This is a genomic window from Streptomyces sp. CA-210063, from assembly GCF_024612015.1.
Classification (GTDB): Bacteria; Actinomycetota; Actinomycetes; order Streptomycetales; family Streptomycetaceae; genus Streptomyces.
Window position 1 is genome coordinate 8,637,900 of the sequence record NZ_CP102512.1, and the last position, 21,134, is coordinate 8,659,033.

Here is a 21,134-nt window from a genome sequence, read left to right on the forward strand (position 1 = left end):
GACGGCAGGTCACCCGGTCAGACGGCCCCCACCGTTCCGTACGGACGGTGGAGTCGTCCGAGATTGCGCCCCGCGGCACACCCGCGGCGGTGCTCCGGCAGTACATGGAGCCCCGCCTGTGTCCCGTCGGGGCATTTTTCATGGCTCCTGATGGTTGGTCATATGTCAACCAGACATAACACGGCGGTCCGCCAGACCGGCGTGTGGTGCTACCGAGGAGGATCCATCAGCACCGAGCCCCGCATCAACGACCGGATTCGCGTTCCCGAAGTGCGACTTGTCGGTCCCAGCGGCGAGCAGGTCGGGATTGTTCCGCTTGCCAAGGCCCTGGAGCTTGCGCAGGAGTACGACCTCGACCTGGTCGAGGTGGCCGCGAGTGCGCGTCCCCCGGTCTGCAAGCTCATGGACTACGGGAAGTTCAAGTACGAGTCGGCCATGAAGGCTCGTGAGGCGCGCAAGAACCAGGCGCACACGGTCATCAAGGAAATGAAGCTCCGGCCGAAGATCGACCCGCACGACTACGACACCAAAAAGGGTCACGTCGTCCGGTTCCTCAAGCAGGGCGACAAGGTCAAGATCACGATCATGTTCCGCGGTCGCGAGCAGTCCCGCCCCGAGCTGGGCTACCGACTGCTGCAGCGTCTCGCTTCGGACGTCGAGGACCTCGGGTTCGTCGAGTCGAACCCGAAGCAGGACGGCCGAAACATGATCATGGTTCTCGGCCCGCACAAGAAGAAGACCGAGGCGATGGCCGAGGCCCGCCAGGCGCAGGAGGCCCGGAAGGCGGAAGCGAAGGCCAACCCTGGCAAGTCGCAGAACGCCGCCGACTCCGACTCCGACCCCGATGCTGTCGACTCCGACGTGGTCGATGTCGAGGCGCCGGCCGAGGAGCCTGCCGAGGCGTAAGTCCCCGGGACGCGAGTCCGGGGGAAGCCCTGGACGGCGAGTCCAGGGTGTCAACCGATAGAAATGACGTTCCGTCGTGCCCGGTTTAGCGACCGGGCACCGGAACGCCACTGACGAGGAGAGAACGGCGCTATGCCGAAGAACAAGTCGCACAGCGGTGCCAGCAAGCGCTTCAAGATCACCGGCTCCGGCAAGGTGCTCCGTGAGCGTGCCGGCAAGCGCCACCTGCTCGAGCACAAGTCGTCCCGCGTGACGCGTCGCCTCACCGGCAACGCCGAGATGGCCCCGGGCGACGCCGCGAAGATCAAGAAGCTTCTCGGCAAGTGACGAAGCGGCGCCTGATCGTCCGTCGATCGCTGCGCGCCGTACGTCTGGACCGGGACCCAATCGTTTCCGGGCCGTGTGACGACACCCACGGCCCCGCTACAAGGAGTTAAACAAGTGGCACGCGTCAAGCGGGCAGTCAACGCCCACAAGAAGCGCCGGGCGATCCTCGAGCAGGCCTCCGGCTACCGCGGTCAGCGTTCGCGCCTGTACCGCAAGGCCAAGGAGCAGGTCACCCACTCGCTGGTCTACAACTACAACGACCGCAAGAAGCGCAAGGGCGACTTCCGTCAGCTGTGGATCCAGCGCATCAACGCCGCTGCCCGCGCCAACGGCATGACGTACAACCGCCTCATCCAGGGTCTGAAGGCCGCGAACATCGAGGTCGACCGCAAGATCCTCGCCGAGCTGGCCGTCAACGACGCCGCGGCTTTCGCCGCGCTGGTCGAGGTGGCTCAGAAGGCACTGCCGGCGGACGTGAACGCGCCCAAGGCGGCGTGACGCTCGCGCTGGCTTGAGCCGTGTGTGGTGTGACCCGGGCCCGCAGGTGTTCGCTGCCTGCGGGCCCGGGTTTTTTGGGTGCGTTGTCGGGTGCGGGTTCGGTGGGGGTTCTCGCGCAGTTCCCCGCGCCCCTGAAAAGCAGGGGCTGCGCCCCGTGCTTTTCGGCCCGCAGCAACCGTCGTCTTCCAGGCCTGCAGGGCCTGGGCTTCCAGGGGCGCGGGGAACTGCGCGATCAGCCCCCACCCGCCCGCACTCGCCAGTCAACGGAACCCCCGAGCTCTTAGGCGCCCATCCATCCCCCGCCCGACGCAAAAGGTGACCCATGCCCCCCGCCCCCGAGTTGCTCTCCCCCCGTTCCGCCCGTGTCTCCGCCGCGCGGCGGCTCGCGAAGCGGAACTTCAGGGGGAAGGAGCGTCTGTTCCTGGCGGAGGGGCCGCAGGCCGTGCGGGAGGCCGCCGGGCACGCGGACACCTTGGTCGAGCTGTTCGCCACGGTCGAGGCCGCGGAGCGGTACGCCGACATCGTGGGGGAGGCCCGGGCCGTCGGCGCGCGCGTGCACCTCGCCGACGAGGCGGTCATCGCCGACATCTCCACCACGGTCACCCCACAGGGCCTCGTCGGGATCTGCCGGTTCCTCGACACCCCCTTCGAGGAGATCCTGAAGAGCCGGCCCAAGCTCGTCGCCGTGCTCGCGCACGTCCGTGACCCCGGGAACGCCGGCACTGTCCTGCGGTGTGCCGACGCGGCCGGGGCGGAGGCCGTCGTGCTCACCGACGCCTCCGTGGACCTCTACAACCCCAAGGCCGTGCGGGCATCCGTCGGGTCGCTGTTCCATCTGCCGGTCGCCGTGGGCGTGCCGGTCGAGGCGGCCGTGGCCGGGCTCAGGAGCGCCGGGGTGCGGATTCTCGCCGCCGACGGGGCGGGGGAGGACGATCTCGACGCCGAGCTGGACAAGGGGACCATGGGCGGGCCCACGGCCTGGGTGTTCGGGAACGAGGCGTGGGGGCTGCCGGAGGAGACGCGAGGGCTGGCCGACGCCGTCGTCCGCGTGCCCATCCACGGAAAGGCGGAGAGCCTGAACCTGGCGACCGCCGCCGCCGTATGTCTCTACGCGTCCGCCCGTGCACAGCGCGCCTTCGGAGGGTGCCGCACCGTCACTCCCAGCTAGTAGGGTGACGGGCTCGGGGGCCCACTGCACAACGCGAGAGGTGGGGTACGGGGATGAGGGTCGGCACGAGCAGCACACCGGTGGCACGGGACGTGCTCGCCACATCCGCGGCCCGGCACGGTGATCTCGCCGAGCTCGGCATCGACCCCGACGACCTGCCCGACGGACTGGTCGTGGCCGACGAGAACGGCCGCGTGATCTGCTTCAACGCGGCCGCCGCCCGGATCACCGCCACCGCCGCCGCCGACGCCCTCGGCCGCCCCCTCGAACGGGCCCTCCCATTAGAAGACCTCGAAGGCCGCCGCTGGTGGCAGCTGACCGACCCGTACGGGGGACTCGCGATCCGCGTCGGACAGCCCGAGCGGAACCTGCTCCTGCCCGGGGCACGCGAGATCCTCGTCTCGGCCCGCTACATCCGTACGGAGCCCACCGGACCCGTCCGCCGGGTCGTCGTCTCCCTCCGTGACACCGAGGCCCGGCGCCGCACCGAGCGCAGCCACGCCGAACTGATCGCCACGGTGGCCCATGAACTGCGCTCGCCGCTGACGTCGGTCAAGGGGTTCACGGCGACGCTGCTCGCCAAGTGGGAGCGGTTCACCGACGACCAGAAGAAGCTGATGCTGGAGACCGTCGACGCCGATGCCAATCGGGTGACACGGCTCATCGCCGAGCTGCTCGACATCTCGCGGATCGACTCGGGGCGGCTCGAAGTGCGGCGGCAGCCCGTCGACATCGGCGCGGCCGTCGGACGCCACATCCAGGCGTACGTCGCCGCGGGACAGCCCGCCGACCGGTTCCTGCTGCGGATCGAGCAGCCGCTGCCCGATCTGTGGGCCGACCCGGACAAGATCGACCAGGTGCTGAGCAATCTCCTCGAAAATGCGGTGCGGCACGGCGAGGGAACCGTCACGATTGACGTCACGCCCGCCGTGTCCCCCCGGGAGGGAGAGGACACCGGGACGTCGGTCACCGTGAGCGACGAGGGCGCCGGCATCCCGGAGGAGTCCATGAACCGCGTCTTCACCCGCTTCTGGCGGGGCAGCAAGCGCGGCGGCACGGGCCTCGGGCTGTACATCGTCAAGGGCATCGTCGAAGCCCACGGCGGCACCATCACGGTCGGACGCGCCTCCGGCGGCGGCGCCGAGTTCCGATTTACGTTGCCCGTGGCGGCCCCGGCCTATCTGGCCTAGCGCACCACGGGCGCATTCGAACACCTCAACCCCGTTAGACTCGGCCTTTGGCACCTTTGTGTCCCAAAAACCGTGACGATCTGTCCACGAGTCGGTACGGGGACCTTCAGCCAGCCAATCGGAAGCACGGGAAGAGATGTCGGCACCGAATAAGTCGTACGACCCTGTAGAGGTCGAGGCGTTGAAACCGGAAGAGATCGAGCGCATGCGGGACGAGGCGCTCGCCGCCTTCGCCGCCGCGGACTCCCTCGACGCGCTCCAGGAGGCCAAGGTCGCCCACACCGGGGGCACCTCCCCGCTGGCCCTCGCCAACCGCGAGATCGGCGCCCTGCCCCCGCACGCCAAGGCCGCCGCCGGCAAGCTCGTCGGCCAGGCCCGAGGCGCGGTGAACAAGGGCCTCGCCGCCCGCCAGACCGAGCTGGAGGCCGAGCGCGACACCCGGGTGCTGGTCGAGGAGGCCGTGGACGTCACGCTGCCCTACGACCGCGTACCGGCCGGCGCACGCCACCCGCTCACCACGCTGTCGGAGCGCATCGAGGACATCTTCGTGGCCATGGGCTACGAGGTCGCCGAGGGCCCGCAGGTCGAGGCCGAGTGGTTCAACTTCGACGCCCTCAACATCGGCCCGGACCACCCGGCCCGCGGCGAGGCCGACACCTTCTTCGTGCAGGGTCCCGAGGGCGGCACCGAATCCGGAGTCGTCCTGCGCACCCACACCTCGCCCGTGCAGATCCGCTCCCTGCTCGACCGCGAGCTGCCGGTGTACGTGATCTGTCCCGGCGTCGTCTACCGCACCGACGAGCTGGATGCCACGCACACCCCGGTCTTCCGCCAGGTCGAGCTGCTGGCCGTCGACGAGGGCCTCACCATGGCCGACCTCAAGGGCACGATGGACCACATGGTCCAGGCGCTGTTCGGCGAGGGCATGAAGACCCGGCTCCGGCCGAACTTCTTCCCGTTCACCGAGCCGTCCGCCGAGATGGACATGCTCTGCTACGTCTGCAAGGGCACCTCCGTCGGCAACCCCGACCGCGCCTGCCGCACCTGCTCCAGCGAGGGCTGGATCGAGCTGGGCGGCTGCGGCATGGTCAACCCGCGGGTCCTCACCGCCTGCGGCGTCGACCCCGAGAAGTACAGCGGATTCGCCTTCGGGTTCGGCATCGAGCGGATGCTGATGTTCCGCCACAACGTCGAAGACATGCGAGACATGGTCGAGGGTGACGTCCGGTTCACCCGGCCGTTCGGGATGGAGATCTGATGCGGGTCCCGCTTTCCTGGCTGCGGGAGTACGTCGACCTGCCGGCCACCGAGACCGGCCGTGACGTCCAGGCCAAACTCATTTCGGCCGGCCTCGAGGTCGAGACGGTCGAGCAGCTCGGCGACGGCCTCAAGGGCCCCCTCGTCGTCGGTCAGGTGCTGACCATCGAGGAGCTGACGGAGTTCAAGAAGCCGATCCGCTTCTGCACCGTCGACGTCGGCACCGCCAACGGCACCGGTGAGCCCCAGGAGATCGTCTGCGGCGCCCGCAACTTCGCGGTCGGCGACAAGGTCGTGGTCGTCCTCCCCGGCGCCGAACTGCCCGGCGGCTTCGCGATCTCCGCCCGCAAGACCTACGGCCGCAACTCGCACGGCATGATCTGCTCCAGCGACGAGCTGGGCATGGGCGACGACGGCACCAAGGGCATCATCGTGCTGCCCCCGGAGACCGAGGTCGGCAAGGACGCGATCGAGCTCCTCGAGCTGGTCGACGAGGTCCTCGACATCGCCGTCACACCCGACCGCGGCTACTGCCTCTCCCTGCGCGGCGTCGCCCGCGAGACCGCCATCGCCTACGGCCTGCCGCTGCGCGACCCGGCGCTCCTCGACGTACCGGGCCCCAACGCGTTCGGCCACCCCGTCCAGGTCTCCGACCCCCTCGGCTGCGACCGCTTCACCGCCCGCACCGTCACCGGTCTCGACCCGGAGGCGCGCTCCCCGCTCTGGCTCAAGCGCCGGCTGCAGAAGGTCGGCATGCGCCCGATCTCCCTCGCCGTCGACATCACCAACTACGTGATGATGGAGCTGGGCCAGCCGCTGCACGCCTACGACCGCTCCCTCGTCCAGGGCACGATCGGGGTCCGCCGGGCAGAGGAGGGCGAGAAGATCGTCACCCTCGACGGTGTCACGCGCACCCTGCACGCCGAGGACCTGGTGATCACCGACGAGCGCGGCCCCATCGGTCTCGCCGGTGTCATGGGCGGCGCCAACACGGAGATCGCCGACCACGACGCCGAGAACGGGGCGAACGCCTCCACCGACGTCGTCATCGAGGCCGCCCACTTCGACCAGGTCGCCATCGCGCGCACGGCCCGCCGGCACAAGCTGTCGTCGGAGGCGTCCCGCCGCTTCGAGCGTGGCGTCGACCCGCTGGCGGCGGCCGCCGCCGCCCAGCGCACCGTCGACCTGCTGGTGCTTCTCGCGGGCGGCACCGCCGACGCGGGCGTCACCGAGGTGATCGCCCCGTCCGCGCCCCGCACGATCACGATCCCGGCGGACCACCCGGACAAGGTCGCGGGCGTCACCTACGGCCGCGAGACCGTCGTACGCCGCCTCCAGGAGGTCGGCTGCGACGTGTACGGGCAGGACGAACTGATCGTCACCGTGCCGTCCTGGCGGCCCGACCTCACCGACCCGAACGACCTGGCCGAAGAGGTCATCCGGCTCGAGGGCTACGAGAACCTGCCCTCCACGCTGCCCAGGCCCCCGGCGGGCCGCGGTCTCACCCGGCGGCAGCGGCTGCACCGCCGGGTCGGCCGGGCACTGGCCGGCGCCGGGTACGTCGAGGCGCCCAACTACCCGTTCATCGGCGAGCAGGTCTTCGACCAGCTCGGTCTGGACGCCGACGACCCGGCCCGCCGCGTCGTCAAGCTCACCAACCCGCTCAACGACGAGGAGCCCGCGCTCCGCACGTCGCTGCTGCCGGGCCTGCTGGGCGCCCTGCGGCGCAACGACGGCAGGGGCTCGCACGACCTGGCCCTGTTCGAGACCGGCCTGGTCTTCCTCCCGCGTGAGGAGCAGAGCGTCGCCGTGGCACTGCCGGTCGACCGCCGGCCCACCGACGAGGAGATCGCGACGCTGAACGCCGCGCTGCCCGAGCAGCCGCGCCACGTCGCCGTCGTCCTCGCCGGGGCCCGCGAGCAGGCCGGCTGGTGGGGCAAGGGCCGCGCCGCCGACTGGGCCGACACGGTCGAGGCGGGGCGCTCGGTCGCGCGCGAGGCCGGTGCTGAGCTGATCGTCCGCCAGGGGCAGTACGGCCCGTGGCACCCGGGCCGCTGTGCCGAGTTCGTGGTCGTCGACGGTGACACCGAGCGGGTCGTCGGGCACGCCGGTGAGCTGCACCCGCGTGTGGTCAAGGCGCTCGGGCTGCCGGCCCGTACCGCCGCGATGGAGATCGACCTGGACGCCCTGGAGCAGGTGGGGGACAGCACCCCGCTGGCGCCGAGCATCTCCTCGTTCCCCGTCGCCACGCAGGATGTCGCGCTCGTGGTCGACACGTTTGTGCCGCACGCCGAGGTGGAGGCCGCGCTGCGTGAGGGCGCGGGTGAACTCCTTGAGGGCATCCGGCTGTTCGACGTCTACGAGAACGCGGAGCAGCTGGGCGACGGGCGGAAGTCACTGGCGTACGCGCTCCGCTTCAGGGCCGGGGACCGCACGCTCACCGTCGACGAGGCGTCGGCGGCTCGGGATGCGGCGGTCGCCCTCGCGGGCGAGCGTACGGGAGCGGTTCTGCGGAGCTAGGGCGCCCAAGGGGCGGGGAGCTGCGGTTTTCTGGCGGCCGCGGGTGGTTCGTGGCTGGTCGCGCAGTTCCCCGCGCCCCTCGATTGGGGGCTGCGCCCCCATCGAGCGTCCCCCCCGGCCCCCATCGAGCGTCCCCCCCCCGGCCCCCATCGCGGGTCCCCGGAGCCACCTCACTCATTTGGGTGACAATCTCTGGCGATCTGGCCGATAGGGGCATGCGGTCGACAGAATCGGACCGGCCTTTCGGGGTCTTACGCGCTGTCCGGGCCTGATGGGGGGCCAACGGCATGATTCGAATCAGGGCTGGGGCTCCTTGTCGGGCATGGTCCCGGGGGCGTCGCCTTTCCGACCGCCGGTCCGTCCGGAGGGCGCTGGCGTTGGGGTTGCCGGCGGTCTGGGGCGCGACGGCGATCACATACAAGTGGGTCTGTCCGCCGGCGCGGCAGGACGGGCTCGGTGCCCGGATCGCCAGTAGCGCCGTGTTCTTCACGGTCGGCACCGGGCTGCTGCTGCACGTCAGACAGGTGATGCTGCGGGAAGTGCGGCAGGCCCGCGCGGTCGCGGGCGCCGCGCAGAGCGTGCTGCTCAGGCCGCTGCCCGCGCGGATCGACGGACTGGCCACCGCCGCCGCGCAGCTCTCCGCCGACCGCGGCGCGAGCGTCGGCGGTGACCTGTACGAGGTGATCGCCACCGAACACGGCGTACGGGTGGTGATGGGCGACGTACGCGGTCACGGTCTCGGCGCCATCGGCACCGTCGCCGCCGTACTCGGCAGCTTCCGCGAGGCCGTCCACGACGAGGCCGAACTCGCCGGCGTCCTCGCGCGCCTCGACCGTGCCCTCGCCCGCCACCTCCGCGACCGCGCCGACGACACCGAGGACTTCGTGACCGTCCTCCTCCTGGAGATCGCCCCCGACGGCGAACTCCACGCCCTCAACTGCGGCCATCCCTGGCCGTATCTGCTGAGCGCCGGTCGAGCGGAGCTGCTGGCACGCGCCGACCCCATGCCCCCGCTGGGCGCCTTTCCCCTCCCCGGCGAGCTGCCGATCACGCCGTGCGGCCAACTCCTCCCGGGCGAGGCCCTGTTCCTCCACACGGACGGGGTGGAGGACGCGAGGGACACGCAGGGCCGTTTCTTCCCCTTGGCGGGCGCCCTGGCGGGAGCCGTACGAAGTCGCCCCATCTCCCCCCAGTCCGTACTCCGGGCCGTCTTCACCCAACTCCTGCGCCACACAGGGGGAAGGCCCAAGGACGACATCGCGATACTGGTACTTCGCAACGAGCGTGCACTCGCTTTCAGGGGCGCGGGGAACTGCGCGACAAGCCACCATGTACCCGCAGTCGACAACCCACCCGTAGCCCCCACCCCTTAGTCGCCCCCGTTCCCCCGGCAGGGCAACCGCATTCGCTTCACACCCCGTGTGAAAGGGGAAGCGCTACGCTGCCAGCGCCGGCACCGAGCCACCGGAGGGCCTCCATGCAGCCCAACACCCTGCTCGACGCGATCCTCGACGAGGCCGGTATCTCCCACGCCGGGCTCGCCGCGCACGTCAACCAGGCGGGTCGGGCCCGTGGGCTGGCGCTGAGATACGAACACACCGCCGTGGCACGGTGGTTGAAGGGGCAGCGGCCACGCGGCCAGGTGCCCGACCTGATCTGCGAGGTGCTCGCCGGACGGCTGCACCGGACGGTCACCCTCGACGACATCGGGCTCGGTGTCCCGGGCGGGGCGACCTCCCCGCACGGCGCCGGCCTCTCCGGTTTCGTGGAGCGCGCCACCGCCCTGTGGCGCTCCGACGAACAGCAGCGCCCGCATGTCCTCGGTGCCCCCGCCGTCACCGGGACGCCCGCCGTGATGCCCGTATGGGAGTGGGAGAACCCGCCGGAGGACGTCGACGTCTCGCGCGGCGGGCGGCATCACGTCAGCATGGCCGACATCGACATGCTGCGCGCGGCCCGCACCCACTACGAGCAGATGTACCGCAAGGCGGGCGGCGTCGCGACGCGGAGCCGGATCGTCGGGTTCCTCAACGCGGAGGCCGCGCCCCTGCTGCGCGGCAGCTACACCGACGCCACCGGCCGCCAACTGCACCGCGCCACCGGGGGGTTGGTGGCGGTCGCCGGGATCTGTGCCTACGACTCCGACGCCCACGGGCTCGCCCAGCGGTACTTCCACCAGGCGCTGCGGCTGGCGAAGGCCAGCGGGGACCGAGGGCTGGGTGCTTATGTCATCGCGCTCCTTGTCAACCAGTCGCTGTTCATGAGGGAGTACCGGCAGGCCGTCGCCTTCGCCGAGGCGGCGCTGCGGACCGCCGGCAAGCACATCACCCCGGCGCTCGCCTCCGACCTGTACGCGATGCAGGCCAAGGCGTACGCGCACCTGGGCGACGGCACGAGCGCGCTGTCCTGCATCAGGCGGGCCGAGCAGGCCGCCGAGCGCATCCGGCGCGGCTACGAACCCGACGAGACAGGCTATGTCCAGCCCGGCCTGGTCAACGTACAGGTGGCGGAGGCGCTGCTCAGCCTCGGCGACCTGACGGCCGCGGCGGAGCACGCCGCGGCAGCCGTCGACACCCCGGCGCACGACCGGGGACGCGTGCACCGGCTCGCGATGCTCACCCAGATCGAACTGCGGCAGGGCAACGCGGACAAGGCGGTGCCCACCGCACTGGAAATGGCCGAGCGGGCGCGGGGAATGGAGTCCATGCGCCTGCGCGACAGACTGCGGGCCGTACGCGAGCACCTCGTGCGCAGCGGTTGCGCGGGGACCGCCGAAGCAGCCGACCTCATCGACGGAGCACTGCGCGTACCGCTCTGACACCGTCCGCGGGGCGCGGCCGTGCACCGGCTGTGCGCCTGCTGTCACCAAGCTTCTGCTGCGATATTGCCACTTACTCGGCGGAAGGTGGCAGAACCGTGCAGTGGACGAAACAGAGCGAACAAACTGTGTACTGGAACCGCTGGTTCAGCGTCAATCTCGCAGATGTGGCGTTGCCGGACGGGCGGCACCTCGATCACTTCCTCATACGGCTGCGGCCCGTCGCCGTGGCCACCGTGATCAACGAGTCCAACGAGGTACTGCTCCTGTGGCGGCATCGCTTCATCACCGACAGCTGGGGGTGGGAGCTCGCGGCGGGCGTCGTCGAGGACGGCGAGGCCATCGCCGAGGCGGCCGCCCGTGAACTGGAGGAGGAGACCGGATGGCGGCCGGGACCCCTGCACCACCTGATGAGCGTCGAGCCCTCCAACGGGCTCACCGACGCCCGGCACCACATCTACTGGGCCGACGAGGGCGCGTATGTCGGTCACCCCGTGGACGACTTCGAGTCGGACCGTCGGGAATGGGTTCCCCTCAAGCTCGTTCCCGACATGGTCGCCCGCGGCGAGGTCCCGGCCGCCACCATGGCGGCCGCACTGCTCCTGCTGCACCACCTCAGGCTCGGGCAGGACGCCAAGCCCTGAACCCCCCGTCGCGTCCCGCCCGGCCGGCTAGTGGCCCAGCGCCTGCCAGACGGCCACCACCAGGGCGCCCAGTGCTGTCAGGACCGCGACCGCGGGCAGCGGCCAGCGGGCGTGCTCCAGGGCGACGATCCGTGCGCTCAGGTCGTCCAGTTCCTTGGCGGTCTGTTCGGCGCGGTGGCTCAGCAGGGTGTGCCCGCCTTCGACGCGCGCGTGCGCCACATCCAGGCGGCGGCGTAACTCTGCGAGTTCGCCGTGGAGCACGGGATGCTCGGGGTCGATGGCCACGAGTCCGCTCCTTTCTGTAGTCGTCCCGTCCCTTGCATGCGCACGGCAAGTCAACTCGCCTGGTGGGCGCGTGGGGAGAGTGTGCGACCGGCATATGCGTGTTCGCCGCGCACACGGTGTGTGAATACGGCGGGCCCGGCACCGTTTCCGGTGCCGGGCCCGTGCGGGTCGTAGACCTACGGTCCGTAGTCAGGCGTACGAGTAGAAGCCCGACCCCGTCTTCCGGCCGAGCCGGCCCGCGTCGACCATGCGCTGGAGCAGCGGGGGAGCGGCGTACAGCGGCTCCTTGTACTCCTCGTACATCGAATGGGCGATGGAGACGATCGTGTCCAGGCCGATCAGGTCGGACAGCTTCAGCGGGCCCATCGGGTGGGCGCAGCCCATCTCCATGCCGTTGTCGATGTCCTCGCGGCTGGCGATGCCCGACTCGAACATCCGGATCGCGGAGAGCAGATACGGCACGAGCAGCGCGTTGACGACGAAGCCCGAGCGGTCCTGGGCGCGCACGGCGTGCTTGCCGAGCGTCTTCTCGGCGAACAGCTGCGCCCGGCTGAGGGTGCCCTCGGAGGTGGTGAGCGCCGGAATCAGCTCCACGAGCTTCTGCACCGGGGCCGGGTTGAAGAAGTGGATGCCGATGACATGGTCGGGCCGCGAGGTGGCGACCGCGAGCTTCACCAGCGGGATGGAGGAGGTGTTGGAGGCGAGGATCGCGTCCGGGCGGGTCACCACCTGGTCGAGCACCTGGAAGATCTCGGTCTTCACCTGCTCGTTCTCCACGACCGCCTCGATGACGAGGTCACGGTCGGCGAACTCGCCGAGGTCGGTGGTGAAGCTGAGGCGCGCCTGGGTGGCGTCCCGCTCCTCGTCGCTGATCTTGCCGCGCTCGGCCGCCTTGGACAGGGAGTTGAACAGCCGGGTACGGCCGATCTCCAGGGCCTCACCGGTGGTCTCGGCGACCTTCACGTCCAGACCGGCGCGGGCGCACACCTCGGCGATGCCCGCTCCCATCTGGCCGCAGCCCACGACTCCGACTCGTGCGAGATCTCCCGTTGGGAAGTCCGTCACATCGTCCCTTTCACTGGTCTACGTGCCTGGCAGATACCCGTGGTGTGGGCCTGTGCCAAACCTGCACGTTACCCGCGACGGCTACTGAGCAGTATCCCGGGTGTCACATGGAAGGCTGGCCGCGGACGGTCCGCGACGGTTGCGGACACGCAGGACGCGGTACGCGGAGGTAGGGGACGATGCATCGGAAGCCACGGATGTCACGACGGGCGTTCTGGGCGACCGCGGCGGCGACGCTCGTGGCGGCGGGCGGTGTCGCGGCGGGCACCGCCATCGCCGGTGGGGAGCCGAGCCCCCGTCGCAGGGCGGACGAGGGCGAACTGCGCGGCATGTGGCTGGCCACCGTCGTCAACCGCGACTGGCCCTCCAAGCCCGACTTGACCGCCGACGAGCAGCGCGCCGAGCTCCTCACCCATCTCGACACCGCCGTGGAGCGCCGCCTCAACGCGGTGATCTTCCAGGTCCGCCCCACCGCCGACGCGCTCTGGCCCTCCCCGTACGAGCCCTGGTCGCAGTACCTCACCGGCACCCAGGGCAAGGATCCCGGCTGGGACCCGCTGGGCACGGCGGTCGAGGAGGCCCACGCCCGGGGTCTTGAGCTGCACGCCTGGTTCAATCCGTACCGGGTCGCCAACCACACCGACCCGACCCGTCTCGTCGCCTCGCACCCGGCTCGGAAGAACCCCGACTGGGTCGTCCCCTACGGCGGCAAGCTCTACTACAATCCCGGCGTCCCCGAGGTCCGCGCCTTCGTTCAGAAGGCCATGCTCGACGCCCTGCGGAAGTATCCGGTCGACGCCGTGCACTTCGACGACTACTTCTATCCGTACCCGGTCGCGGGCCAGGTCTTCGACGACGACGAGGCGTACGACCGGTACGGCGGGAGCTTCCCGAACCGGGCGGCCTGGCGGCGCGACAACATCGACAAGCTGGTGCGGGAGACGGCGGCGCAGATCAAGGTGATCCGCCCCGGCACGCAGTTCGGCATCAGCCCCTTCGGAGTGTGGCGCAACGCCGTGACCGACGAACGGGGCTCGGACACCCAGGCCGGTGTGCAGACGTACGACGATCTGCACGCGGACACGCGGAAATGGGTCCGGGAGAACTGGATCGACTACATCGTCCCGCAGCTGTACTGGAACATCGGCTTCGCCGCCGCCGACTACGCCAAGCTGCTGCCCTGGTGGGCGGAGACCGCCCGCGACAGCGGGACGCGGCTGTACATCGGGGAGGCCCTGTACAAGGCGGGCGACCCGGCGCAGCCCGCGGCCTGGCAGGACCCCGCCGAGCTGTCGGCGCACCTCACCCTGGCCCGCGACCTTCCGGAGGCACGCGGGCATGTGTTCTTCTCGGCCAGGGAGGTCGGGCTCGACACGATCGGTGCGATGGCGCGTGTGGTCGCCGACCACTACCAGCGGCCGGCGGAACCACCTCGCTGACCGGACCGTGGGCGGACGCGGTACGGCTACTGCGGATCCGACGCGGTACGGCTACTTCGGATCTCCGGGGTGGCGGACGACCGTGTCCGGGCCCGGGGACATCAGCGCCTCGTGTCCGTCGTCGTTGAACCTGACCCGGTAGGGCGGATTCCCGTTCTGGCCGAGCACCTCCAGGACCTCCGCGGTCCGGTCGTGGTGTCCGACGGTCCTGCCGTGCACCAGCAGGGTGTCGCCTACATCTGCCTGCATCGGGGGCCTCCTCGTTCTGCACGGGAGCGGCTGTCCGTAGCCGCAGTCTATTGCGGGCGGCGCCGGTGGGAACCGGTGTGCGTACGGGGTCTCAGGCGGCTGAGCGCTGGGTGACCGCGATGCAGACCAGTACGGCGGCGGCCGTCAGGGGTGCGGCCGGGGTGAGCTGCTCGCCGAGCAGCAGCACCGACCACACCAGTGTGAGCAGGGGCTGCGCCAGCTGCAACTGGCTGGCCTTCGGTATGCCGATCGCCGCCATGCCCCGGTACCAGACGACCAGCCCCAGGAACTGGGACCCGGCGGCCACCCAGAGAAGCCCGGCCACACTGTGCGTGGTCAGCTGGACCGGCTCGTACGACAGGGCCAGCAGGGCGCCCGGCACGCTCAGCGGCAGACACAGCACCAGGGCCCAGCCGATGACCTGCCAGCCCGGCATCACCCGGGCCAGCCGGCCGCCCTCGGTGTAACCGGCCGCGCACACCAGCAGGGCGCCGAAGAGGTGGAGATCGGCGGTCGTGAGGGCGCCGCCGCTCTGTGTCACGGTGAACGCGATGACCGCGGCGGCGCCGGCGAGGGCGGCGGTCCAGAAGGTGCGCGAGGGGCGGGTGCCCATGCGCAGCGCAGAGAACAGGGCGGTCGTCAGCGGGAGCAGACCGACCACGACGGCGGCGTGAGAGGTCGTCGAGGTCCGCAGTGCGAGCGTGGTCAGCAAGGGGAAGCCGACCACGACACCGCCGGCGACCACCGCGAGCCCCGCCCAGTGCCGGCGGCCCGGCAGCGGCACCCTCAGGGCCAGCAGACAGCCGCCCGCGATCACGGCGGCGAGGACACTGCGCACGGCCACGAGGGACCAGGGGCCGAAGCCCTCCAGGCCCCAGGCGGTGGCCGGAAAGGTGAGCGAGAAGGCGGTGACGCCCAAGGCGGCCTGGAGGGTGCCGCCGGTGGCCGGTCGAGGTCGGGCGCCTTCCCGGCCACCGTCCACCGCTACTGAAATCTGGGCGATAGCGCTACTCTCTGCTCTCATGCAAGAGCGTAGCAGTGGGGCGGAACTGGCGGAACAGCTGCGAAAGGAGCTGGACCGCTACTCATCCGGTGGAAAGCTGCCGTCGAGCCGGGCGCTCGTCGAGCGCTTCCGGGTGAGCCCGGTGACCGTCTCCCGAGCCCTGGCGCAGCTGGCCGCCGAGGGGCTCGTGGTGACCCGGCCGGGAGCGGGAGCCTTCCGGGCGAGCCCCCGCGAGAGCGGGGCGGCGCCCGTGGGGGACACGTCCTGGCAGGAGGTCGCGCTCAGCGCCGACGGCAGCGCCGAGCCGTCTCCCCGCACGGTGGACGCCTCGGGGGTGCTGGTCTCGCTCGCCACTCCGCCGCCCGGCGTGATCGAGTTCAACGGCGGCTATCTGCACCCGTCGCTGCAACCGGAGCAGGCGATGGGTGCGGCCCTGTCCCGGGCGGGGCGGCGGCCCGGGGTGTGGGCGCGGCCGCCGGTCGAGGGCGTCCCGGAGCTGCGCGAGTGGTTCGCGCGGAGCATCGGCGGCGCGATCACCGCGGCGGAGGTGATCGTCGCGGCGGGCGGCCAGTCCGCCCTGACCACCGCCCTGCGCGCCCTCGCGCCGCCCGGGGCACCCGTACTGGTCGAATCGCCCACCTATCCGGGCATGCTGGCCATCGCGCGGGCGGCCGGGCTGCGGCCCGTTCCGGTGCCGGTGGACGCGGACGGGGTCAAGCCCGCCCTGCTCGCCGACGCGTTCAAGGCGTCCGGCGCCCGCGTCTTCGTCTGCCAGCCGCTCTTCCAGAACCCCACCGGCGCCGCGCTGTCCGCCGACCGCCGCGGCGAGGTGCTGCGGATCGCCCGCGAGGCGGGGGCCTTCGTGATCGAGGACGACTTCGTACGCCGACTCGTGCACGAGGACGCCGGGCCACTGCCGCGACCGCTGGCGGCCGACGACCCGGACGGTGTGGTCGTGCACGTCTCCTCGCTGACCAAGGCGACCTCGCCCAGCTTCCGCGTCGGTGCCCTGGCCGCCCGGGGCCCGGTCCTGGAACGGCTGCGCGCCATCCAGGTCGTCGACACCTTCTTCGTACCGCGCCCCCTCCAGGAGGCCGCCCTCGAACTCGTCGGCTCACCCGCCTGGCCCCGCCATCTCCGGGCGGTCTCCAGGGAGTTGAAGAACCGTCGCAATGTGCTGACCTCCGAGCTGCGCATGCACCTCCCCGAACTCGCCCTGCCGCACATCCCCTCCGGCGGGTACCACCTGTGGCTGCGCCTCCCCGACGGCACGGACGAACCCGCGCTGGTCGCCGCCGCCCTCCGCGCGGGCGTCGCGGTCACCCCCGGCCGCCCCTACTTCAGCGCCGAACCCCCGGCCGGACACCTGCGGTTGAGCTTCGCGGGAGTCACCGGGGCGGGGGAGATCGCGGAGGGGGTGCGGAGGTTGCGTACGGCGGTAAACGGTTCGACAGCGTGGGCCTGACCCTGCGAACGTCCCGCCATGAGCGATGAGTTGAACCTCAGCCTCCCCGAGGGCTACGAGATCTCCGACGACCCCGGCCGCATCGACGTCGGACGCGTCCACCACTGGCTGTCCACCGACGCGTACTGGGCCATCGGCCGCCCCCGAGAGAAGCAGGAGAGCGCGATACACGGCTCGCTCAACTTCGGGGCGTACGAGGTGGGTTCGGGGGAGCAGGTGGCGTACGCGCGGGTGGTGACCGACCGGACCACGTTCGCGTGGCTCTGCGATGTGTACGTCGACCGGTCGGCGCGCGGGAAGGGCCTCGGCACCGCCCTGGTCGCCGCCGCGCGCGAGCACCTGCGGCCGTACGGTCTGCGCCGCATCCTGCTCGCCACGCACGACGCGCACGGCGTCTACGCGAAGCTCGGGTTCGAGCCGCTCGCCAAGCCGGACCAGTGGATGGCGCTCGTGCTCGAGTGAGAGGGTGACCGGTGAGGCGGTAACTCCTGAGTAACGCCTCTTGACCTGCGCAGTCCCCCGCTCCACGATCGCCGCATGCATCTTCGGGTCACGTTCGTCGCCGCCGCGCGCTGCTCCTCGCTGCTCGCGGAGCGTTTCGAGGACGACCGGCCGCTGGACCAGGCCGGCTGGGAGGAAGTGCAGCGCGCCGCCCACGAGCTGGTGCCGCTGGCGGCGGCCGAGCTGCGCTACTGCTCGCCGACGCCCCGCAGCCGGGCCACCGGTGACGCCCTCGGCTACGCGCCGCTGGCCCAGCCCGCGCTGCGGGACTGCGACATGGGCCGCTGGCGCGGTTTCACGCTCGGCGAGGCCATGGCCCGGGAGCCCTCGGCGGTGGACGCCTGGCTCGCCGACCCGCACTCCGTCCCGCACGGTGGCGAGTCGCTGAACGCCTTCATCTCCCGGATAGGCGGCTGGCTCGACACCCGTCCGGCGGACGACGGCGGCCGTATCGTCGCCGTCGCCGAGCCGTCCGTGCTGCGCGCCGCCCTGGTCTACGCGCTGAAGGCCCCGCCGTCGTCGTACTGGAACATGGACATCCGCCCCTTGTCGACGGTCACGGTGGCCGGTCGTTCGGGCCGCTGGAATCTGCGGCTGGGTGCCGACCGGTAGGCGAGGGGCGGGTTCTACCGCGTGCGCTCGCGCGTGTAGTCGGTGACCAGGAGCTGGTCCTTCGCGGGGCCGCCGACCCGCCAGGTCGTACGCCAGCGGTCCTCGTCGTACACCTCGAACTCGCCCCGGTAGAGGTCCGCGACGCAGGGGTGGTCCGTCCGCCAGTGGCCGGTGGTCAGGTCCAGGTCGTGGAAGGGGCGGCCGTCGGCGAAGCGGACGTCCGCCGTGCCGGGCGTGGGGCCAGGCAGGAAGCGCAGGGTGCGTTCGGCCGGGCGCGGGACGCCCTGCCAGGTGAAGGTTCCGACCTCGCGGTACAGGAGACCGCCGTCGTCCAGCGGGCTGAAAACGGTCGTCCCCGCGAACTGCCCTTCCGCCCCGCTCGCGAGATCCCGCACGGACCGCCGGACCCGCCAACTCCCGGAGAGGTGGGCCAGCACATCGGGCACTGGCCGGAACCCGCCCATACCGGGCCTCCCTTCCGTCACATCCGATGCTGCGCGACCCATTGACGCCTCCGAGTCTCCTCCCTATCTTGCCGTTCGATGTGCTGATCATTGTCTGATATTTCGAACAACTCCATGACCCCCACCCCGAGCCGCGGAGTATCCATGTCACGCAGCACCCGCACCCGTTGGAGACTCGGCCTCACCACCACCGCCTTCCTGGTGGCGGCCGCCTCGGTCCCGGCGCCCGCGCACGCCGAGGACGTCACCGACTACGCGATCACCGTCGACCCGGCCGCCAAGGGCGCGAAGATCGACGACACGATGTACGGCGTCTTCTTCGAGGACATCAACCGGGCCGCGGACGGCGGCCTCTACGCCGAACTGGTGCAGAACCGGTCCTTCGAGTACTCGACCGCCGACAACCGCGCCTACACCCCCCTCACCTCCTGGACCGTCGACGGCACCGCGCAGGTCGTGAACGACGACGGCCGGCTCAACGACCGCAACCGCAACTACCTCTCCCTGGGCGCCGGTTCGGCCGTCACGAACGCCGGCTACAACACCGGCGTCCGCGTCGAGGAGGGCAAGAAGTACGACTTCTCGGTGTGGGCGCGCGCCGAGAGCCCCGCGACGCTGACCGTCACCCTCCAGGACGCCGACGGCACGCTCGCCGAGGCCCGCCAGGTCGCCGTCAAGGGCGGCTGGGCCAAGTACCGGGCCACCTTCACCGCGACCCGCACCAGCAGCGACGGCCGTCTCGCCGTCGCCTCCTCGGGCGCCGCCGCCCTCGACGAGGTGTCCCTCTTCCCGCGCGACACCTACAAGGGGCACAAGAACGGTCTGCGCAAGGACCTCGCCGAGAAGATCGCCGCCCTGAAGCCGGGCTTCGTCCGCTTCCCCGGCGGCTGCCTGGTCAACACCGGCTCCATGCAGGACTACAGCGAGGCCTCGAACTGGGAGCGCAAGCGCTCGTACCAGTGGAAGGACACCATCGGCCCCGTCGAGCAGCGCGCCACGAATGCCAACTTCTGGGGCTACAACCAGTCCTACGGCCTCGGCTACTACGAGTACTTCCAGTTCTCCGAGGACGTCGGCGCGATGCCGCTGCCCGTGGTGCCCGCCCTCGTCACCGGCTGCGGCCAGAACAAGGCCACCGACGACGACGCCCTGCTCCAGCGCCACATCCAGGACACGCTGGACCTCATCGAGTTCGCCAACGGGCCCGTGACCAGCGAGTGGGGCAAGAAGCGGGCGCAGATGGGTCACCCCAGGCCCTTCCACCTCACCCACCTCGGCGTCGGCAACGAGGAGAACCTGCCCGACGAGTTCTTCGCCCGCTTCCAGAAGTTCCGGGCCGCCATCGAGGCGAAGTACCCCGACATCACGGTGATCTCGAACTCCGGCCCCGACGACACGGGCACCACCTTCGACACCGCGTGGCAGCTGAACCGCGAGGGACACGTCGACATGGTCGACGAGCACTACTACAACAGCCCCCAGTGGTTCCTCCAGAACAACGACCGCTACGACTCCTACGACCGCGGCGGCCCGAAGGTCTTCCTCGGCGAGTACGCCTCCCAGGGCAACGCCTTCAAGAACGCCCTCTCCGAGGCCGCGTTCATGACCGGCCTGGAGCGCAACGCCGACATCGTGAAGCTCGCCTCCTACGCACCACTCCTCGCCAACGAGGACTATGTGCAGTGGAGTCCCGACATGATCTGGTTCAACAACCACGCGTCGTGGAACTCCGCCAACTACGAGACGCAGAAGCTCTTCATGAACAACGTCGGCGACCGTGTGGTGCCGTCGACGGCCACCGGCACACCGGCGCTGACCGGCCCGATCTCCGGAGCCGTGGGCCTGTCCACCTGGGCCACGACAGCGGCGTACGACGATGTGCGGGTGACGGCCGCGGACGGCACGAGCCTGCTCAGCGACGACTTCGGCGGTGACGCCTCGAAGTGGACCCACAACGGCCGGGGCAGCTGGAGCATCCAGGACGGGCAGTACGTGCAGACGGACGTGGCTGCCGAGAACACCATGGTCTGGGCCGGTGACACCGCCTGGCACGACTACGACGTGAAGGTGAAGGCCACCAAGAAGGCCGGCAAGGAGGGCTTCCTGGTCGCCTTCGGCGTCAAGGACACCGGCAACTTCTACTGGTGGAACCTCGGCGGCTGGAACAACACCACCAGCGCGGTCGAGCAGGCCGTGGACGGCGGCAAGTCCACGCTGATCTCCAAGCCGGGGACGATCGAGACGGGCCGTACGTACGACGTCGAGGTCAAGGTGCGCGGGCGGCAGGTGACCCTGCTGCTCGACGGCCAGGAGTGGGGGAGCTTCACCGACGACAAGCCGGCGGAGCCGTTCCGGCAGGTGGTGACGCGTGACGCGAAGACCGGTGATCTGATCGTCAAGGTCGTCAACGCGCAGTCCGCGGACGCGCGTACCGCCATCGACCTCGGTGGGGCCAAGGTCCGCTCGAAGGCCCGGGTGACCACGCTGACCGCCGCGCCGGATGCGGTGAACACGGAGACGGCTACGCCGGTCGCGCCGGTTTCGTCGACGTTCAGTGGGGTGGCTGGGGAGTTCAGTTACACGTTTCCGGCGAACTCTGTGACGTTCCTGCGGATCAGGAAGCGGTGAGGGTGGGGGCGGCCTGGGCTTGGTGAGCCGGGCGCGGGTGTGTGGGGGCTGGTCGCGCCCACGCGGCGGAGCCGCATGATCGACGCAGCCCCGCG

General features: G+C 70.7%; 20 protein-coding genes. 15 read left to right on the top strand and 5 right to left on the bottom strand.

Going from position 1 to position 21,134, the window contains the following annotated elements:
• Positions 1-201 precede the first annotated feature (201 nt).
• From infC to JIX56_RS37800, 10 genes are all read left to right on the top strand, one after another.
• Entirely contained in the window at positions 202-906 is a 705-nt protein-coding gene (gene infC / locus JIX56_RS37755; RefSeq protein WP_257551337.1) for a translation initiation factor IF-3, read from the top strand.
• Positions 907-1,038: 132 nt separating this feature from the next.
• Positions 1,039-1,233, top strand: a complete 195-nt coding sequence (gene rpmI / locus JIX56_RS37760) for a 50S ribosomal protein L35 (RefSeq protein WP_003977225.1) — start codon at positions 1,039-1,041, stop codon at positions 1,231-1,233.
• A 114-nt stretch (positions 1,234-1,347) separates the two neighbouring features.
• Complete coding sequence (rplT, locus tag JIX56_RS37765; protein WP_257547396.1) at positions 1,348-1,731, top strand: 50S ribosomal protein L20; 384 nt, start codon at positions 1,348-1,350, stop codon at positions 1,729-1,731.
• A 322-nt stretch (positions 1,732-2,053) separates the two neighbouring features.
• Positions 2,054-2,899 (top strand): TrmH family RNA methyltransferase, encoded by an 846-nt coding sequence (locus tag JIX56_RS37770; RefSeq protein ID WP_257547398.1) that lies wholly within the window; start codon positions 2,054-2,056, stop codon positions 2,897-2,899.
• Positions 2,900-2,952: 53 nt separating this feature from the next.
• Positions 2,953-4,089 (top strand): sensor histidine kinase, encoded by a 1,137-nt coding sequence (locus tag JIX56_RS37775; RefSeq protein ID WP_257547400.1) that lies wholly within the window; start codon positions 2,953-2,955, stop codon positions 4,087-4,089.
• 136 nt (positions 4,090-4,225) lie between these two features.
• Positions 4,226-5,347, top strand: a complete 1,122-nt coding sequence (gene pheS / locus JIX56_RS37780) for a phenylalanine--tRNA ligase subunit alpha (RefSeq protein WP_257547402.1) — start codon at positions 4,226-4,228, stop codon at positions 5,345-5,347.
• Positions 5,347-7,866 (top strand): phenylalanine--tRNA ligase subunit beta, encoded by a 2,520-nt coding sequence (pheT, locus tag JIX56_RS37785; protein WP_257547403.1) that lies wholly within the window; start codon positions 5,347-5,349, stop codon positions 7,864-7,866. The genes pheS and pheT overlap by 1 nt, the downstream gene beginning before the upstream one ends.
• 287 nt (positions 7,867-8,153) lie before the next feature.
• Positions 8,154-9,239 (top strand): PP2C family protein-serine/threonine phosphatase, encoded by a 1,086-nt coding sequence (locus tag JIX56_RS37790; protein WP_443031938.1) that lies wholly within the window; start codon positions 8,154-8,156, stop codon positions 9,237-9,239.
• Between the two features lie 104 nt (positions 9,240-9,343).
• Positions 9,344-10,684, top strand: coding sequence for a transcriptional regulator (locus JIX56_RS37795; protein WP_257547407.1), 1,341 nt, complete (start codon positions 9,344-9,346; stop codon positions 10,682-10,684).
• A gap of 98 nt (positions 10,685-10,782) precedes the next feature.
• Entirely contained in the window at positions 10,783-11,328 is a 546-nt protein-coding gene (locus JIX56_RS37800) for an NUDIX domain-containing protein (protein WP_257547409.1), read from the top strand.
• A 27-nt stretch (positions 11,329-11,355) separates the two neighbouring features.
• On the opposite strand, the gene JIX56_RS37805 is transcribed toward JIX56_RS37800, so the two are convergent.
• Both JIX56_RS37805 and JIX56_RS37810 read right to left on the bottom strand, forming a co-directional pair.
• Positions 11,356-11,613 (bottom strand): hypothetical protein, encoded by a 258-nt coding sequence (locus tag JIX56_RS37805; RefSeq protein ID WP_257547411.1) that lies wholly within the window; start codon positions 11,611-11,613, stop codon positions 11,356-11,358.
• 189 nt (positions 11,614-11,802) lie between these two features.
• Positions 11,803-12,678 (bottom strand): 3-hydroxybutyryl-CoA dehydrogenase, encoded by an 876-nt coding sequence (locus tag JIX56_RS37810; protein WP_257547413.1) that lies wholly within the window; start codon positions 12,676-12,678, stop codon positions 11,803-11,805.
• Positions 12,679-12,875: 197 nt separating this feature from the next.
• Here JIX56_RS37810 and JIX56_RS37815 point away from each other — a divergent pair, with 197 nt between their 5' ends.
• On the top strand, positions 12,876-14,117 hold the full coding sequence (locus tag JIX56_RS37815; RefSeq protein WP_257551338.1) for a glycoside hydrolase family 10 protein: 1,242 nt from the start codon (positions 12,876-12,878) through the stop codon (positions 14,115-14,117).
• Positions 14,118-14,168: 51 nt separating this feature from the next.
• Here JIX56_RS37815 and JIX56_RS37820 read toward each other — a convergent pair whose 3' ends face one another.
• Positions 14,169-14,366: a DUF1918 domain-containing protein gene (locus JIX56_RS37820; protein WP_257547415.1), complete on the bottom strand. Its 198-nt coding sequence runs from the start codon at positions 14,364-14,366 to the stop codon at positions 14,169-14,171.
• Between the two features lie 91 nt (positions 14,367-14,457).
• On the bottom strand, positions 14,458-15,390 hold the full coding sequence (locus tag JIX56_RS37825; RefSeq protein WP_257547417.1) for a DMT family transporter: 933 nt from the start codon (positions 15,388-15,390) through the stop codon (positions 14,458-14,460).
• Here JIX56_RS37825 and JIX56_RS37830 point away from each other — a divergent pair.
• The 3 genes from JIX56_RS37830 to JIX56_RS37840 all read left to right on the top strand — a co-directional run bounded on the left by JIX56_RS37830 (position 15,389) and on the right by JIX56_RS37840 (position 17,947).
• The gene (locus JIX56_RS37830; RefSeq protein ID WP_257547419.1) at positions 15,389-16,834 is read left to right on the top strand and encodes an aminotransferase-like domain-containing protein; all 1,446 of its coding nucleotides are present in this window, start codon (positions 15,389-15,391) and stop codon (positions 16,832-16,834) included. The genes JIX56_RS37825 and JIX56_RS37830 overlap by 2 nt on opposite strands.
• 18 nt (positions 16,835-16,852) lie before the next feature.
• Positions 16,853-17,296, top strand: a complete 444-nt coding sequence (locus JIX56_RS37835) for a GNAT family N-acetyltransferase (protein ID WP_257547421.1) — start codon at positions 16,853-16,855, stop codon at positions 17,294-17,296.
• 75 nt (positions 17,297-17,371) lie between these two features.
• Positions 17,372-17,947: a histidine phosphatase family protein gene (locus JIX56_RS37840; RefSeq protein ID WP_257547423.1), complete on the top strand. Its 576-nt coding sequence runs from the start codon at positions 17,372-17,374 to the stop codon at positions 17,945-17,947.
• 14 nt (positions 17,948-17,961) lie between these two features.
• Here JIX56_RS37840 and JIX56_RS37845 read toward each other — a convergent pair whose 3' ends face one another.
• On the bottom strand, positions 17,962-18,411 hold the full coding sequence (locus JIX56_RS37845; RefSeq protein ID WP_257547425.1) for a DUF6314 family protein: 450 nt from the start codon (positions 18,409-18,411) through the stop codon (positions 17,962-17,964).
• Between the two features lie 144 nt (positions 18,412-18,555).
• On the opposite strand from JIX56_RS37845, the gene JIX56_RS37850 reads away from it, so the two are divergent.
• A complete protein-coding gene (locus JIX56_RS37850; RefSeq protein WP_257547427.1) occupies positions 18,556-21,039 on the top strand; it encodes an alpha-L-arabinofuranosidase C-terminal domain-containing protein in 2,484 nt (827 codons plus the stop codon).
• Positions 21,040-21,134: the final 95 nt, after the last annotated feature.